This window comes from Klebsiella variicola, assembly GCF_000828055.2.
Lineage (GTDB): Bacteria > Pseudomonadota > Gammaproteobacteria > Enterobacterales > Enterobacteriaceae > Klebsiella > Klebsiella variicola.
The window spans coordinates 344040-358738 of the sequence record NZ_CP010523.2; the positions used below are offsets into that span (position 1 = coordinate 344040).

11 protein-coding genes are annotated in these 14699 nt (G+C 58.1%); 10 read left to right on the forward strand and 1 reads right to left on the reverse strand.

Going from position 1 to position 14699, the window contains the following annotated elements; translation table 11 throughout:
• Positions 1 to 34 precede the first annotated feature (34 nt).
• From asd to SP68_RS01590, 8 genes are all read left to right on the forward strand, one after another.
• Positions 35 to 1141, forward strand: a complete 1107-nt coding sequence (gene asd / locus SP68_RS01555) for an aspartate-semialdehyde dehydrogenase (protein WP_012967126.1) — start codon at positions 35 to 37, stop codon at positions 1139 to 1141.
• A 238-nt stretch (positions 1142 to 1379) separates the two neighbouring features.
• A complete protein-coding gene (gene glgB, locus SP68_RS01560) occupies positions 1380 to 3566 on the forward strand; it encodes a 1,4-alpha-glucan branching enzyme (RefSeq protein WP_008806987.1) in 2187 nt (728 codons plus the stop codon).
• A complete protein-coding gene (gene glgX, locus SP68_RS01565; protein ID WP_040968928.1) occupies positions 3563 to 5539 on the forward strand; it encodes a glycogen debranching protein GlgX in 1977 nt (658 codons plus the stop codon). Before glgB ends, glgX begins: the two co-directional genes overlap by 4 nt.
• Positions 5540 to 5619: 80 nt before the next feature.
• On the forward strand, positions 5620 to 6915 hold the full coding sequence (glgC, locus tag SP68_RS01570; RefSeq protein ID WP_008806989.1) for a glucose-1-phosphate adenylyltransferase: 1296 nt from the start codon (positions 5620 to 5622) through the stop codon (positions 6913 to 6915).
• Complete coding sequence (glgA, locus tag SP68_RS01575; protein WP_004202133.1) at positions 6915 to 8348, forward strand: glycogen synthase GlgA; 1434 nt, start codon at positions 6915 to 6917, stop codon at positions 8346 to 8348. Before glgC ends, glgA begins: the two co-directional genes overlap by 1 nt.
• A 17-nt stretch (positions 8349 to 8365) precedes the next feature.
• Positions 8366 to 10813, forward strand: coding sequence for a glycogen phosphorylase (glgP, locus tag SP68_RS01580; protein WP_008806990.1), 2448 nt, complete (start codon positions 8366 to 8368; stop codon positions 10811 to 10813).
• Between the two features lie 213 nt (positions 10814 to 11026).
• On the forward strand, positions 11027 to 11374 hold the full coding sequence (locus tag SP68_RS01585) for a type II toxin-antitoxin system RelE/ParE family toxin (protein WP_008806991.1): 348 nt from the start codon (positions 11027 to 11029) through the stop codon (positions 11372 to 11374).
• Positions 11374 to 11673, forward strand: coding sequence for a helix-turn-helix domain-containing protein (locus SP68_RS01590; RefSeq protein WP_008806992.1), 300 nt, complete (start codon positions 11374 to 11376; stop codon positions 11671 to 11673). Before SP68_RS01585 ends, SP68_RS01590 begins: the two co-directional genes overlap by 1 nt.
• Before the next feature lie 62 nt (positions 11674 to 11735).
• Here the strand turns inward: SP68_RS01590 and glpD are convergent, their stop codons facing one another.
• Positions 11736 to 13244 carry a glycerol-3-phosphate dehydrogenase gene (gene glpD / locus SP68_RS01595; RefSeq protein WP_032740278.1) on the reverse strand — a complete coding sequence of 503 codons (1509 nt, stop codon included), beginning with the start codon at positions 13242 to 13244 and terminating at the stop codon, positions 11736 to 11738.
• Between the two features lie 204 nt (positions 13245 to 13448).
• Here glpD and glpE point away from each other — a divergent pair, with 204 nt between their 5' ends.
• Together glpE and glpG are read left to right on the forward strand one after the other, a co-directional pair.
• Entirely contained in the window at positions 13449 to 13778 is a 330-nt protein-coding gene (gene glpE / locus SP68_RS01600; RefSeq protein WP_004202138.1) for a thiosulfate sulfurtransferase GlpE, read from the forward strand.
• 50 nt (positions 13779 to 13828) lie between these two features.
• The gene (gene glpG, locus SP68_RS01605) at positions 13829 to 14659 is read left to right on the forward strand and encodes a rhomboid family intramembrane serine protease GlpG (RefSeq protein WP_008806994.1); all 831 of its coding nucleotides are present in this window, start codon (positions 13829 to 13831) and stop codon (positions 14657 to 14659) included.
• Positions 14660 to 14699: the final 40 nt, after the last annotated feature.

Sequence of the window (14699 nt, forward strand, 5' to 3'; positions counted from 1 at the left end):
GGCACAAACAGCACACACCTCGCAGGAATACGTTATGAAAAATGTTGGTTTTATCGGCTGGCGCGGAATGGTCGGCTCTGTTCTCATGCAACGCATGGTTGAAGAGCGCGATTTCGACGCCATTCGCCCGGTGTTCTTCTCTACCTCCCAGCTGGGACAGCCAGCGCCGTCATTCGGCGGTAGCACCGGTGGCACGCTTCAGGATGCGTTCGATCTGGACGCGCTGAAGGCACTGGACATTATTGTCACGTGCCAGGGCGGCGATTACACCAACGAGATTTACCCGAAGCTGCGCGAAAGCGGCTGGCAGGGTTACTGGATTGACGCCGCCTCTTCGCTGCGCATGAAGGACGATGCGATCATTATCCTCGACCCGGTTAACCAGGACGTGATCACCGCCGGCCTGAATAATGGCGTCAAAACCTTTGTCGGCGGCAACTGTACCGTTAGCCTGATGCTGATGTCCCTCGGCGGCCTGTTTGCCCAGGATCTGGTGGAGTGGGTCAGCGTGGCAACGTACCAGGCGGCTTCCGGCGGCGGCGCGCGTCATATGCGCGAGCTGCTGAGCCAGATGGGTCAGCTGCACAACCATGTTGCGGCAGAGCTGGCGGATCCGGCTTCCGCCATTCTGGATATCGAGCGCAAAGTGACGTCGCTGACCCGCAGCGGCGAGCTGCCGGTGGATAACTTCGGCGTACCGCTGGCGGGCAGCCTGATCCCGTGGATCGACAAACAGCTGGATAACGGCCAGAGCCGCGAAGAGTGGAAAGGCCAGGCGGAGACCAACAAGATCCTCGCCACCTCGTCCGTTATCCCGGTAGACGGCCTGTGCGTCCGCGTTGGCGCGCTGCGCTGCCACAGCCAGGCGTTCACCATCAAGCTGAAGAAAGATGTGTCTATCCCGACCGTTGAGGAGCTGCTGGCCGCGCACAACCCGTGGGCCAAAGTGGTACCGAACGATCGTGAGATTACCATGCGCGAGCTGACCCCAGCCGCGGTGACGGGCACCCTGACCACCCCGGTCGGGCGCCTGCGTAAACTGAATATGGGGCCGGAGTATCTGTCGGCCTTTACCGTTGGCGACCAGCTGTTGTGGGGCGCTGCGGAGCCGCTGCGCCGGATGCTTCGCCAGCTGGCGTAAGCGCAGGATGAACATAAAGGGGGTCTTCAAGCCCCCTTTTTTTTTGCGTAATACAAGGAGTAAACGCGGATGTTAGATTTTTCCCCACGGAGGTAACTCAGCCTTGGCTATGCTTTAAGTAAGGAATTCCTTACCTGAAGGTGGGACGGAGCAGGAGGATGCTGAGAGCACTGCGCCGTTCAGGTCAAAAAAAGTCGCCAGTTACAGGAATGAGCGACACTTACAACAGGATGAAAGCATGTCTAATCATATTGATAGAGACGTGATTAATGCGCTAATCGCCGGTCATTTCGCGGATCCCTTTTCCGTGCTCGGCATGCACCGAACTGACGCCGGGCTGGAAGTGCGCGCATTATTACCCGATGCCACCGACGTGTGGGTTATTGAACCGAAAACCGGACGCAAAGTCGGCAAGCTCGAATGCCTCGACTCGCGTGGTTTCTTCAGCGGCGTCCTGCCACGTCGCAAAAACGCCTTTCGCTATCAGCTGGCCGTCACCTGGCACGGGCAGCAGAATCTGATTGATGACCCTTATCGCTTTGGTCCGCTGTTGCAGGATCTTGATGTCTGGCTGCTGTCCGAAGGGACCCACCTGCGCCCTTACGAAACGCTGGGCGCGCACGCTGCCACCATGGACGGCGTCACCGGTACCCGTTTCTCGGTGTGGGCGCCGAATGCCCGCCGCGTGTCGGTGGTGGGGCAGTTTAACTACTGGGATGGCAGACGCCACCCGATGCGATTCCGCAAAGAGTCCGGGATCTGGGAGCTGTTCGTTCCCGGCGCGCATAATGGCCAGCTGTATAAATTCGAACTGATTGACGCCCACGGCCATCTGCGGGTCAAAGCCGACCCTTACGCCTTTGAGTCGCAAATGCGTCCGGAAAGCGCCTCGCTTATCTGCGACCTGCCGCCCAAAGTGGAACAGCCGGCGGACCGCAAAGCGGCGAACCAGTTTGATGCCCCGATCTCTATCTATGAAGTGCATCTCGGCTCCTGGCGCCGTCATACCGATAATAATTTCTGGCTGAGCTACCGCGAGCTGGCCGACCAGCTGGTGCCCTACGCGAAATGGATGGGCTTCACCCATCTCGAACTGCTGCCGGTTAACGAGCACCCGTTCGACGGCAGCTGGGGCTATCAACCCACCGGGCTCTATGCGCCGACCCGCCGTTTCGGCACCCGCGACGATTTCCGTTACTTTATCAACGCCGCGCACGCCGCCGGGCTGAACGTCATTCTTGACTGGGTGCCCGGCCACTTCCCGGCGGATGATTTTGCCCTTGCCTCGTTTGACGGTACTTCGCTGTATGAGCACAGCGATCCACGCGAGGGATATCACCAGGACTGGAATACCCTGATCTACAACTATGGTCGCCGCGAAGTCAGCAACTTCCTCGTCGGTAACGCGCTGTACTGGATCGAGCGCTTCGGTATTGATGCCCTGCGGGTCGACGCGGTGGCCTCAATGATCTATCGCGATTACAGCCGCAAGGCAGGTGAGTGGATCCCCAACGAATACGGCGGCCGGGAAAATCTGGAAGCTATTGAGTTTCTGCGCAGCACCAACCGCATCCTCGGCGAACAGACGCCGGGCGCGGTGACGATGGCGGAAGAGTCCACCGATTTTGCCGGGGTGACCCGTCCGCCAGCCGGCGGCGGCCTCGGTTTCTGGTTCAAATGGAACCTCGGCTGGATGCACGACACCCTGGATTACATGAAGCTCGATCCGGTGCATCGCCGCTACCATCATGACAAAATGACCTTCGGCATGCTCTACAACTACACCGAAAATTTTGTGCTGCCGCTCTCCCACGATGAAGTGGTGCACGGCAAAAAATCGATTCTCGACCGCATGCCGGGGGATGCTTGGCAGAAGTTTGCCAACCTGCGCGCCTACTACGGCTGGCTGTTCGCCTTCCCGGGTAAAAAACTGCTGTTTATGGGCAATGAGTTCGCTCAAGGCCGCGAGTGGAACCACGACGGCAGCCTCGACTGGCATCTGCTGGAGGGCGGCGACAACTGGCACCACGGCGTCCAGCGACTGGTGCGCGACCTGAACCATACCTACCGTCACCATAAAGCGCTGCACGAGCTGGATTTCGACCCCTACGGTTTCGAATGGCTGGTGGTCGATGACCATGAGCGTTCGGTGTTTGTCTTTGTGCGCCGCGACCGGGCCGGGAATGAGATTATCGTCGCCAGCAACTTCACGCCGGTGCCGCGCCATGACTACCGCTTCGGCATTAACCAGCCGGGACGCTGGCGCGAGGCGTTGAATACCGACTCCATGCACTATCACGGCAGCAACCAGGGTAACGGCGGTGTGGTGGAGAGCGACGCGATCGCCAGCCATGGCCGCGAACATTCGCTATCGTTGACCCTGCCTCCGCTGGCGACGATCTGGCTGGTCCGGGAGGCGCAATGACCTCACTTGCGGCAGGCAAACCTGCGCCGTTGGGCGCCAGCTATGACGGCAAGGGCGTGAATTTCGCCCTCTTCTCCGCCCATGCCGAGCGGGTGGAGCTGTGCGTATTCGACGAGCAGGGTAACGAGCAACGCGTCGATCTCCCGGCGCGCAGCGGCGACATCTGGCACGGCTGGCTGGACGCTGCCGGGCCGGGCCTGCGCTACGGCTATCGGGTGCATGGTCCCTGGGACCCGGCGCAGGGGCACCGCTTTAACCCGGCGAAGCTGCTGCTCGATCCCTGCGCGTATCGGGTCGAGGGCGATCTGCCGGATGACGAACGCCTGCATGGTGGAATGTGGGAGCCGGATCATCGCGACAGCGCCGCAATCGCGCCAAAATCGCAAGTGGTGGATCTGCATTACGACTGGCGGGGCGATAAGCCGCCGCGTACCCCGTGGGGGGAAACGGTGATTTATGAAGCGCACGTGAAAGGACTCACCCTGCTGCACCCGCAGCTGCCGGAAGCCATTCGCGGAACTTATAAGGCGCTGGGCCACCCGGTGATGATCGCTTACTTCAAATCGCTGGGCATCAGCGCCCTCGAGCTGTTGCCGGTAGCGCAGTTCGCCAGCGAGCCGCGACTGCAGCGGATGGGCTTGAGCAACTACTGGGGCTACAACCCGCTGGCATGGTTCGCGCTGGATCCGCGCTATGCCAGCGATCCCGCGCGTGCCCTCGATGAGTTTCGTGATGCGGTTAAGGCGCTTCATGCCGCCGGCATCGAGGTGATTCTGGATATCGTGCTCAACCATAGCGCGGAAATTGATCTCGAAGGGCCCACCGTCTCCCTGCGCGGAATCGACAACCGTAGCTATTATTGGGTAAGGGAGGATGGCGATTATCACAACTGGACCGGCTGCGGTAATACGCTCAATCTCAGCCACCCCGGGGTGGTGGAATGGGCGCGCCAGTGTTTGCGCTTCTGGGTGGATGAGTGCCATGTCGACGGCTTTCGCTTCGACCTCGCCTCAGTGATGGGGCGGACGCCGGAATTCCGCCAGGATGCGCCGCTGTTCGAGGCTATCCGCCGCGACAGCGTGCTGTCGCAGGTGAAACTGATTGCGGAACCCTGGGATATCGGCCCGGGCGGCTATCAGGTGGCTAATTTCCCACCGCTGTTCGCCGAATGGAATGACCATTTTCGCGATATTTCCCGTCGTTTCTGGCTGCAGCAAAACGTCTCCCTCGGTGACTTTGCGCAACGCTTCGCGGCCTCCAGCGATCTCTTTGCTCGCGATGGCAAACGGCCATCGGCGACGGTGAACCTGGTGACGGCCCACGATGGCTTCACGCTCCGCGACTGCGTCTGTTTCAATCAGAAACACAATGAGGCAAACGGGGAGGAGAATCGCGATGGGACTAACAATAACTACAGCAACAATCATGGTATAGAGGGATTAGACGCCAATCTTGCGGTGATTGAACGGCGGCGCGCCAGCGTGCATGCGCTATTGACGACGCTGCTGCTGGCTCAGGGGACGCCAATGCTGCTGGCGGGCGATGAGCAGGGCCACAGCCAGCACGGCAACAATAATGCCTACTGCCAGGATAACGCGTTGACCTGGCTGGACTGGCGTCAGGCGAACCCGGGATTAACCGCGTTTACCGCGGCGCTGATCCACCTGCGCCGTCGCATTCCAGCGCTCACCCGCAACCGCTGGTGGCAGGAGGGCGATGGCAATGTCCGCTGGCTTAATTGCAACGCCCAGCCGCTGACTGCCGGGGAGTGGCAGCAGGGCGCAGCGTGTATGCAGATCCAGTTGTCTGATCGCTGGCTGCTCACGCTGAACGCCACCGCAGAGGTGGTCGATATGGTTTTACCTGAGGGGGAATGGCGCGCCGTTCCTCCCTTCGCCGGAGAGGATAATCCGGTCATCATGGCTGTCTGGCATGGGCCCGCGCACGGAGTGTGCGTATTTCAAAGGTCGTAATCCCTGAAGCTTCCGGTTGAACTCGTGGCGGCGGCGCGGCGGGATGAGAAGGAAAGCTGGGGTGTAAAAAGGAGTTAATCATGGTTAGGCTTGAAAAAAACGATCCGCTGATGCTGGCGCGTCAATTACCCATCAAATCCGTGGCGTTGATCCTCGCGGGCGGGCGTGGCACCCGGCTCAAGGATCTCACCATTAAGCGTGCGAAACCTGCCGTTCACTTCGGCGGCAAGTTCCGTATTATCGATTTCGCATTATCTAACTGCATTAACTCAGGGATCCGCCGTATCGGCGTCATCACCCAGTATCAGTCGCACACGCTGGTGCAGCACATCCAGCGCGGCTGGTCGTTCTTCAGCGAAGAGATGAATGAGTTTGTCGATCTGCTGCCAGCCCAGCAGCGCGTGCACGGCGAAAACTGGTATCGCGGCACGGCGGACGCAGTGACGCAGAACCTGGACATCATCCGCCGCTACAAAGCGGAGTACGTGGTGATCCTCGCGGGCGATCATATTTATAAGCAGGATTACTCGCGCATGCTGATCGACCATGTCGAAAAAGGGGCGCGTTGCACCGTGGCCTGCATGCCGGTGCCCATTGAAGAGGCATCCGCCTTCGGCGTCATGGCGGTCGATGAAAACGAAAAAATCATTGAGTTCGTCGAGAAACCCGCTAACCCGCCGGCGATGCCAACCGACCCGACCAAATCACTGGCCAGTATGGGCATTTATATCTTTGACGCCGCCTATCTTTATGAGCTGCTGGAAGAAGACGATCGCAACGAAAACTCCAGCCACGATTTCGGCAAAGATATCATTCCGAAGATCACCGAAGCTGGCATGGCTTATGCACATCCTTTCCCGCTCTCCTGCGTGCAGTCTGACCCGAACGCTGAGCCGTACTGGCGCGATGTGGGAACGCTGGAGGCCTACTGGAAGGCCAACCTCGATCTGGCATCAGTCACGCCGGAACTGGATATGTACGACCAGAACTGGCCGATCCGCACCCATATGGAATCGCTGCCGCCGGCGAAGTTCGTCCAGGACCGCTCCGGTAGCCACGGCATGACCCTGAACTCGCTGGTTTCCGGCGGCTGCATTATCTCCGGGTCGGTGGTGGTGCAGTCGGTGCTGTTCCCGCGCGTGCGGGTGAACTCATTCTGTAACATTGATTCGGCAGTCTTGTTGCCAGATGTCTGGGTGGGGCGCTCATGCCGCCTGCGTCGCTGCGTGATTGACCGCGCCTGCGTCATCCCGGAAGGTATGGTGATTGGTGAGAACGCGGAAGAGGATGCACGCCGCTTCTATCGCTCAGAGGAAGGTATCGTGCTGGTGACCCGCGACATGCTGCGGAAATTGGGGCACAAACAGGAGCGCTAATGCAGGTCTTACATGTATGTTCTGAGATGTTCCCGCTGTTAAAGACGGGCGGTCTGGCGGACGTCATCGGCGCACTGCCGGCGGCGCAAATTGCGGAGGGTATCGACACCCGCGTGCTGTTGCCGGCGTTTCCCGATATCCGCCGCGGCGTGGTGGATGCCCAGGTGGTAACCCGCCGCGATACCTTCGCCGGGCGGATCACGCTGCTGTACGGCCACTTTAACGGCGTGGGGATCTACCTGATAGATGCCCCGCATCTCTATGACCGGCCGGGGAGCCCATACCACGATACCAACCAGCACGCTTATACCGACAACGTCCTGCGCTTTGCGCTGCTGGGCTGGGTGGGAAGCGAAATGGCTAGCGGACTGGATCCGTTCTGGCGCCCGGATGTGGTGCATGCCCATGACTGGCACGCCGGCCTGACGCCGGCCTACCTGGCGGCGCGCGGACGCCCGGCTAAATCGGTCTTTACCGTGCACAACCTGGCCTACCAGGGGATGTTTTACTCCTGGCATATGAATGATATCGAGCTGCCGTGGTCGTTTTACAACATGCATGGCCTCGAGTTTAACGGTCAGATCTCGTTTCTGAAGGCCGGTCTTTACTACGCCGACCATATTACGGCGGTAAGCCCGACCTACGCGCGCGAGATCACCGAACCGCAATACGCCTACGGCATGGAAGGGCTGCTGCGCCAGCGCCATCATGAAGGACGGCTGTCGGGGATCCTCAACGGCGTTGACGACGGTATCTGGAGTCCGCAAAACGATCTGCTGCTGCCGATGCGCTACGATCGCGACACGCTGGAGGAGAAGGCGGAGAACAAGCGTCAGCTGCAGATTGCGATGGGCCTGAAGGTCGATGACAAAGCGCCGCTGTTTGCCGTGGTCAGCCGCCTGACCAGCCAGAAAGGGCTGGATCTGGTGCTCGAAGCGCTGCCGGGTCTGCTTGAGCAGGGCGGCCAGCTGGCGCTGCTGGGCGCCGGCGATCCGGTGCTGCAGGAAGGTTTCCTCGCCGCCGCCGCCGAACATCCGGGCAAAGTGGGGGTGCAGATTGGCTACCATGAGGCCTTCTCCCATCGCATTATGGGCGGCGCCGACGTCATTCTGGTGCCGAGCCGCTTTGAACCGTGCGGCTTAACTCAGCTGTATGGTCTGAAGTACGGCACGCTGCCGCTGGTGCGCCGCACCGGGGGGCTGGCGGACACGGTCTCTGACAGTTCGCTGGAGAACCTTGCCGATGGTCTGGCGACAGGGTTTGTCTTTGAGGACAGCAATGCGCTGTCATTGCTGCGCGCTATCCGTCGCGCCTTTGTTCTCTGGTCGCGCCCGTCGCTCTGGCGCTATGTGCAGCGTCAGGCGATGAATATGGATTTTAGCTGGCAGGTTGCCGCGAACTCCTATCGCGAACTTTATCAACGCTTGATGTAACCACTGGAGTCATTGTTATGAATGTACCCTTTAGCTATGCATCACCGACGCTGAGCGTTGAGGCGTTAAAGCACTCTATTGCCTATAAGCTGATGTTTATCATCGGTAAAGATCCGGCCATCGCCAACAAGCATGAATGGCTTAACGCCACGCTGTTTGCCGTTCGCGATCGCATGGTGGAGCGCTGGCTGCGCTCCAACCGCGCGCAGCTTTCGCAGGAAGTGCGCCAGGTTTACTATCTGTCGATGGAGTTCCTGATTGGCCGTACCCTCTCTAACGCGCTGCTGTCGCTAGGCATTTATGACGATGTGAGCAGCGCACTGGCGGAGATGGGGCTCGATCTGGAAGAGCTGATCGATGAAGAGAATGACCCCGGTCTTGGCAACGGCGGTCTGGGCCGTCTGGCGGCCTGCTTCCTGGATTCCCTGGCGGCGCTGGGTCTGCCGGGACGCGGTTACGGGATCCGCTACGACTACGGGATGTTTAAACAGAATATCGTCGATGGCCGACAAAAAGAGTCCCCTGACTACTGGCTGGAGTACGGTAACCCGTGGGAGTTTGAGCGCCACAACACCCGCTACAAAGTGCGTTTCGGCGGCCGCATTCAGCAGGAAGGAAAGAAAACCCGCTGGATTGAGACGGAAGAGATTATTGCGGAAGCCTACGACCAGATCATCCCCGGCTTTGACACCGATGCCACCAACACGCTGCGTCTGTGGAGCGCGCAGGCCAGTAGCGAAATTAACCTTGGTAAATTCAACCAGGGCGACTACTTCGCTGCGGTAGAGGATAAAAACCACTCCGAAAACGTCTCCCGCGTGCTCTATCCGGATGACTCGACCTACTCCGGACGCGAGCTGCGTCTGCGCCAGGAGTATTTCCTCGTGTCGGCGACGGTACAGGATATTTTGAGCCGCCATTACATGTTGCATAAGACCTTTGACAACCTGGCGGACAAGATTGCCATTCACCTCAATGACACCCACCCGGTGCTGTCAATACCGGAGCTGATGCGCCTGCTTATCGACGAACATAAATTCAGCTGGGACGAGGCGTTCGAGGTGACCTGTCAGGTCTTCTCCTATACCAACCATACGCTGATGAGCGAGGCGCTTGAGACCTGGCCGGTGGATATGCTGGGCAAAATTCTGCCGCGCCATCTGCAGATTATCTTCGAGATTAACGATTACTTCCTCAAGACCCTGCAGGAGCAGTATCCCAATGATACCGCGCTGCTCAGCCGAACCTCGATTATCGACGAGTCCAACGGCCGTCGCGTGCGGATGGCCTGGCTGGCGGTGGTGGTCAGCCACAAGGTCAACGGCGTGTCGGAGCTGCATTCGCGGCTGATGGTGGAGTCGCTGTTTGCCGAATTCGCTAAAATCTTCCCGATGCGCTTTACCAACGTCACCAACGGCGTCACGCCGCGCCGCTGGCTGGCGCTGGCCAACCCGCCGTTGTCGAAAGTGTTGGATGAGCATATCGGCCGCACCTGGCGGACCGATCTGAGCCAGCTTGACGAGCTGAAGCAGCATATCGACTATCCGACGGTCAATCAGGCGGTGCGTCAGGCTAAACTGGAAAACAAACAGCGGCTGGCCAGCTATATTGCGCAGCAGCTTAATGTGGTGGTGAATCCGAAGGCGTTGTTTGATGTGCAGATCAAACGCATCCATGAGTACAAACGCCAGCTGATGAATGTGCTGCACGTCATTACCCGCTATAACCGGATCAAAGCCGATCCGCAGGCGGAGTGGGTGCCGCGAGTGAACATTTTCGCCGGTAAGGCGGCCTCGGCTTACTACATGGCCAAGCATATTATTCACCTGATCAACGATGTGGCCGCGGTGATCAATAACGATCCGCAGATTGGCGACAAGCTGAAGGTGGTCTTTATCCCCAACTACAGCGTCAGCCTGGCGCAGCTGATTATTCCGGCGGCAGACCTGTCGGAACAGATCTCCCTCGCAGGCACTGAAGCTTCCGGCACCAGCAATATGAAGTTTGCCCTTAACGGAGCGCTGACTATCGGCACCCTCGACGGGGCGAACGTGGAGATGCAGGAGCACGTGGGCGAAGAGAATATCTTTATCTTCGGCAACACCGCGGAAGAGGTGGAGGAGCTACGTCGCAGCGGCTATAAACCACGCGAATACTACGAGCAGGATGAAGAGCTTCACCAGGCGCTGACGCAGATCGGTACCGGCGTGTTCAGCCCGGCGGAACCGGGGCGCTACCGCGACCTGCTGGATTCGCTGATTAACTTTGGCGACCACTACCAGGTGCTGGCGGACTATCGCAGCTATGTGGACTGTCAGGATCGCGTCGACGAGCTGTATCAACATCCGGAAGAGTGGGCCTATAAAGCGATGCTGAATATTGCCAACATGGGCTACTTCTCCTCTGACCGGACGATCCAGGAGTACGCGAAATATATCTGGCATATCGACCCGGTAAGGCTGTAAGCCAGTCAATGCAACTCAACGGGGCCATTTGGCCCCGTTTCTGTCTGTGCGGAGAACGTTTTATTCGGAAAAGTGCCGGGAGGATTCAGGCTATTGCGGGAATATACTATTGACGTGAATTCGCCAGCAGTACGATAAATGCTCAATAAGTTTACGTTCATAGCCTAATGGCTATAATATGGATGATAGCCTTTAGGCTATGAGGGATCGCCTATGTGGGATGTAGAAACGACGGATACGTTTGATGCCTGGTTCGAATTACAAAGTAGAGCTTTAAAAGAGGATATGTTGGCCACGATGCTCATCTTGTCTGAGTTTGGTCCGCAGCTTGGGCGCCCGTATGTTGATACGGTGAAAGATTCAACGTTTCAGAATATGAAAGAACTCCGGGTTCAGCATCATGGGCTCCCCATCCGCGCCTTTTTTGCTTTTGATCCTCTGCGGAAAGCTATCGTTTTATGTGCGGGCAATAAGGATGGCATGAATGAGAAACGTTTTTACAAAGAGATGATTACTCTGGCTGACAGAGAATTCAGCCAACACCTGACTAAGGAGCGATAATGGCCACGCTAAAAGAACTCATGGCGAAACAGAGTCCTGAAAGCCAGCAGCGTATTGCAGCGAAAGCGGCAGAGATACGCCAGTCTGTCGCTTTAAACTTGCTTCGAGAAGAGTTGCAAATGTCGCAAACAGAGATGGCTGCGGCTATGGGGGTAAAGCAGCCAACGATCGCTAAAATGGAACAGGCTGATAACGATCCGCGGCTTTCGACCCTAAAACGCTACATTGCGGCATTGGGGGGAGAACTCAGTATAAATGTCACGTTGCCGACTGGAAAAAAAGTCTCGTTTAATTTGTGAACAGGTATCCGGGCCAAGCGCAAGCCATAGCCCGGGTATTTCTCTCCTGGCGCCGCGCGATGTCAGGACGCTAACGACAGTTCAGACTTTCCCGCATGCTGCGCCAGCCATTCGCTGATGCGCGCTTGCTGCTCGGCATTCAGCCACATGCCCTGTTTGGTACGACGCCAGATGGCGTCATCCAGGCTGCGCACCCATTCGTGCTCAACCAGATATTTCAGCTCGGCTTCATAAAACTCATGGCCGAAATCTTCCCCCAGATCGCTCAGGGCGCTGGCTTCCTTCAGGATCCACTCGCTGTTGCTCCCGTAGGTGCGGGCATAATGGCGGGCCAGTGATTCGCTGATGAACGGGAAGCGACGGCGTAGTTTTGCTGCATAGTCGTCGCGGTCGCCGCCGATATCGCCGCCGGGGAGCACCGCGGTTTTGGTCCATGCCGGGCCGATCCCTTTGTAATAGGGAGTCAGTTTTTCCAGCGCATGCTCGGCCAGTTTGCGATAGGTGGTCAGCTTCCCGCCGAAGACGGAGAGCAGCGGCGCCTGGCCGTTCTCATCGTGAATATCCAGCGTGTAGTCGCGGGTGATCGCCTGCGGCGAATCCGACTCGTCATCACACAGCGGACGGACGCCGGAGTAGGTCCAGACGATATCGTCCCGGCTGAGAGTCTTTTTAAAGTGCGCGTTATAGACGTTCAGCAGGTAATTAATCTCTTTATCATCAATGGTCACCGCTTTCGGATCGCCCTTATACTCGACGTCCGTCGTGCCGATGATGGAGAACTCATCCATCCACGGGATAACAAACACAATACGTTTATCTTCGTTTTGCAGAATGTAGGCCTGCTTCTGAGTATGCACTCGCGGCACCACGATGTGGCTGCCCTTGATCAGGCGGATACCGTAAGGCGAGCGCAGATGCATCCCTTCGTCGAAGAACTGTTTGACCCATGGACCGGTGGCATTGACCAGACCGCGCGCCTTCCAGGTAAACTTCTCGCCGCTATCGATATCTTCCGCTTCCACCACCCACAGGCCGTTCTCTCGTTTTGCCGAGATGGCGCGAGTGCGGGTCCGCACTTCGCCGCCTTTGCGGACAACCATCTGCGCGTTGGCCAGCACCAGGCGGGCATCGTCGACCCAGCAGTCGGAATATTCGAAACCGCGCACAATTTCCGGCTTAAGTACCGATTCTGCGCCAAAACGCAAGCCGGTGGAGCCCGGCAGGCTGGTGCGTTTGCCCAGATGATCGTACATAAACAAGCCGATACGGATCATCCATGCCGGACGCAGATGCGGACGATGCGGGAGACGAAAGCGCATCGGGAAGGCGATATGCGGAGCCATTTTTAACAGCACTTCACGCTCGGCCAGCGCTTCGCTGACCAGGCGGAACTCATAGTGTTCGAGGTAGCGTAGCCCGCCGTGGATAAGTTTGGAACTGGCGCTGGAGGTAGCGCAGGCGAGATCGCGCGCTTCCAGCATCAGTACGGATAAACCCCGCCCGGCGGCATCTGCCGCGATACCGGCACCGTTGATGCCTCCGCCTATCACAATCAGATCTTTGGTTTCCACGTTCTTACCCTCTCACACTTTCGTTTAAGCTCACAAATGCTCGATATCGCTCACTATAGCAAACAAACGCGCTTTTGGTAACATCAAAAAAACATTTTGGAGTGATGGGTGTAACATATTGGCGTTTCTTTACCGCCTGACGGTACACTACAGGGTAAAATTGGGCCGGCCATCGCCCGTCATGACGAGAAAGAGAAGAGAATCATGGAACAGTTTGAATGTATCAACGTTGAAGAAGCGCACCAGAAGCTGCATCAGCAGACGGCGGTGCTGGTGGATATCCGCGATCCGCAAAGCTATGCGATGGGCCATACGCCGGGCGCGTTTCATCTGACCAACGATACGCTGGGCGCGTTTATGCGTGACCACGACTTTGACACGGCGGTGATGGTGATGTGCTATCACGGCAACAGCAGCAAGGGCGCCGCGCAGTATCTGCTGCAGCAGGGGTTTGATAAGGTCTACAGCGTTGATGGCGGGTTCGACGCCTGGCATCGCCATTTCCCGGCGGAAGTGGCGCACGGGACGTTTTAACGGCTGGCAGGTATACTATCCCCCTTTGTGTGGAATAAGCGATTCGCTGCATGTTAATGATTACCTCTTTTGCCAATCCACGGGTGGCCCAGGCGTTTGTCGATTATATGGCGACGCAGGGGATTATCCTGACCATTCAGCAGCACGCCCAGAGCGACGTCTGGCTGGCTGATGAGAGTCAGGCCGGGCGTGTCAGGGCTGAGCTGGCCCGCTTCCTTGAGAACCCGGCGGACCCGCGTTATCTGGCGGCGAGCTGGCAGTCCGGACAGACCAATAGCGGGTTGCGCTATCAGCGCTTTCCTTTCTTTGCCACGCTGCGGCATAACGCCGGCCCGTTCACCTGGGCGATTCTGCTCATCTGCATCGCGGTGTTTATCCTGCAAAATCTGTTGGGCGATCAGCCGGTGATGATTTGGCTGGCCTGGCCCTACGATCCTTCGCTGCAGTTCGAAGCCTGGCGCTATTTCAGCCATGCTTTCATGCATTTCTCGCTGATGCATATTCTCTTCAACCTGCTATGGTGGTGGTATCTCGGCGGCGCGGTGGAAAAACGCATCGGCAGCGGCAAACTGGTGGTGATCACCGTTATCAGCGCCCTGTTGAGCGGCTTCGTGCAGCATCAGTTTAGCGGCCCGTGGTTTGGCGGCTTATCGGGCGTGGTCTATGCGCTGATGGGCTACGTCTGGCTGCGGGGCGAGCGCGATCCGCAGAGCGGTATTTATCTGCAGCGCGGGTTGATACTCTTTTCTTTAGTGTGGTTAATTGCTGGCTGGTTTGACGTTTTCGGCATGGCGATCGCTAACGGCGCGCATGTGGCTGGTCTGGCGACCGGCCTGGCGATGGCGTTTGTTGATACCTTGCATGGGCGAAAACGCGCATAAAGACTTACCGACAGGGGTCGGGTAGGCGATATTTTTCCAG

Coding starts and splice junctions, on each gene's coding strand:
- asd (WP_012967126.1), top strand. CDS start 35: ATGAAAAATGTTGGTTTTATCGGCTGGCGCGGAATGGTCGGCTCTGTT.
- glgB (WP_008806987.1), top strand. CDS start 1,380: ATGTCTAATCATATTGATAGAGACGTGATTAATGCGCTAATCGCCGGT.
- glgX (WP_040968928.1), top strand. CDS start 3,563: ATGACCTCACTTGCGGCAGGCAAACCTGCGCCGTTGGGCGCCAGCTAT.
- glgC (WP_008806989.1), top strand. CDS start 5,620: ATGGTTAGGCTTGAAAAAAACGATCCGCTGATGCTGGCGCGTCAATTA.
- glgA (WP_004202133.1), top strand. CDS start 6,915: ATGCAGGTCTTACATGTATGTTCTGAGATGTTCCCGCTGTTAAAGACG.
- glgP (WP_008806990.1), top strand. CDS start 8,366: ATGAATGTACCCTTTAGCTATGCATCACCGACGCTGAGCGTTGAGGCG.
- SP68_RS01585 (WP_008806991.1), top strand. CDS start 11,027: ATGTGGGATGTAGAAACGACGGATACGTTTGATGCCTGGTTCGAATTA.
- SP68_RS01590 (WP_008806992.1), top strand. CDS start 11,374: ATGGCCACGCTAAAAGAACTCATGGCGAAACAGAGTCCTGAAAGCCAG.
- glpE (WP_004202138.1), top strand. CDS start 13,449: ATGGAACAGTTTGAATGTATCAACGTTGAAGAAGCGCACCAGAAGCTG.
- glpG (WP_008806994.1), top strand. CDS start 13,829: ATGTTAATGATTACCTCTTTTGCCAATCCACGGGTGGCCCAGGCGTTT.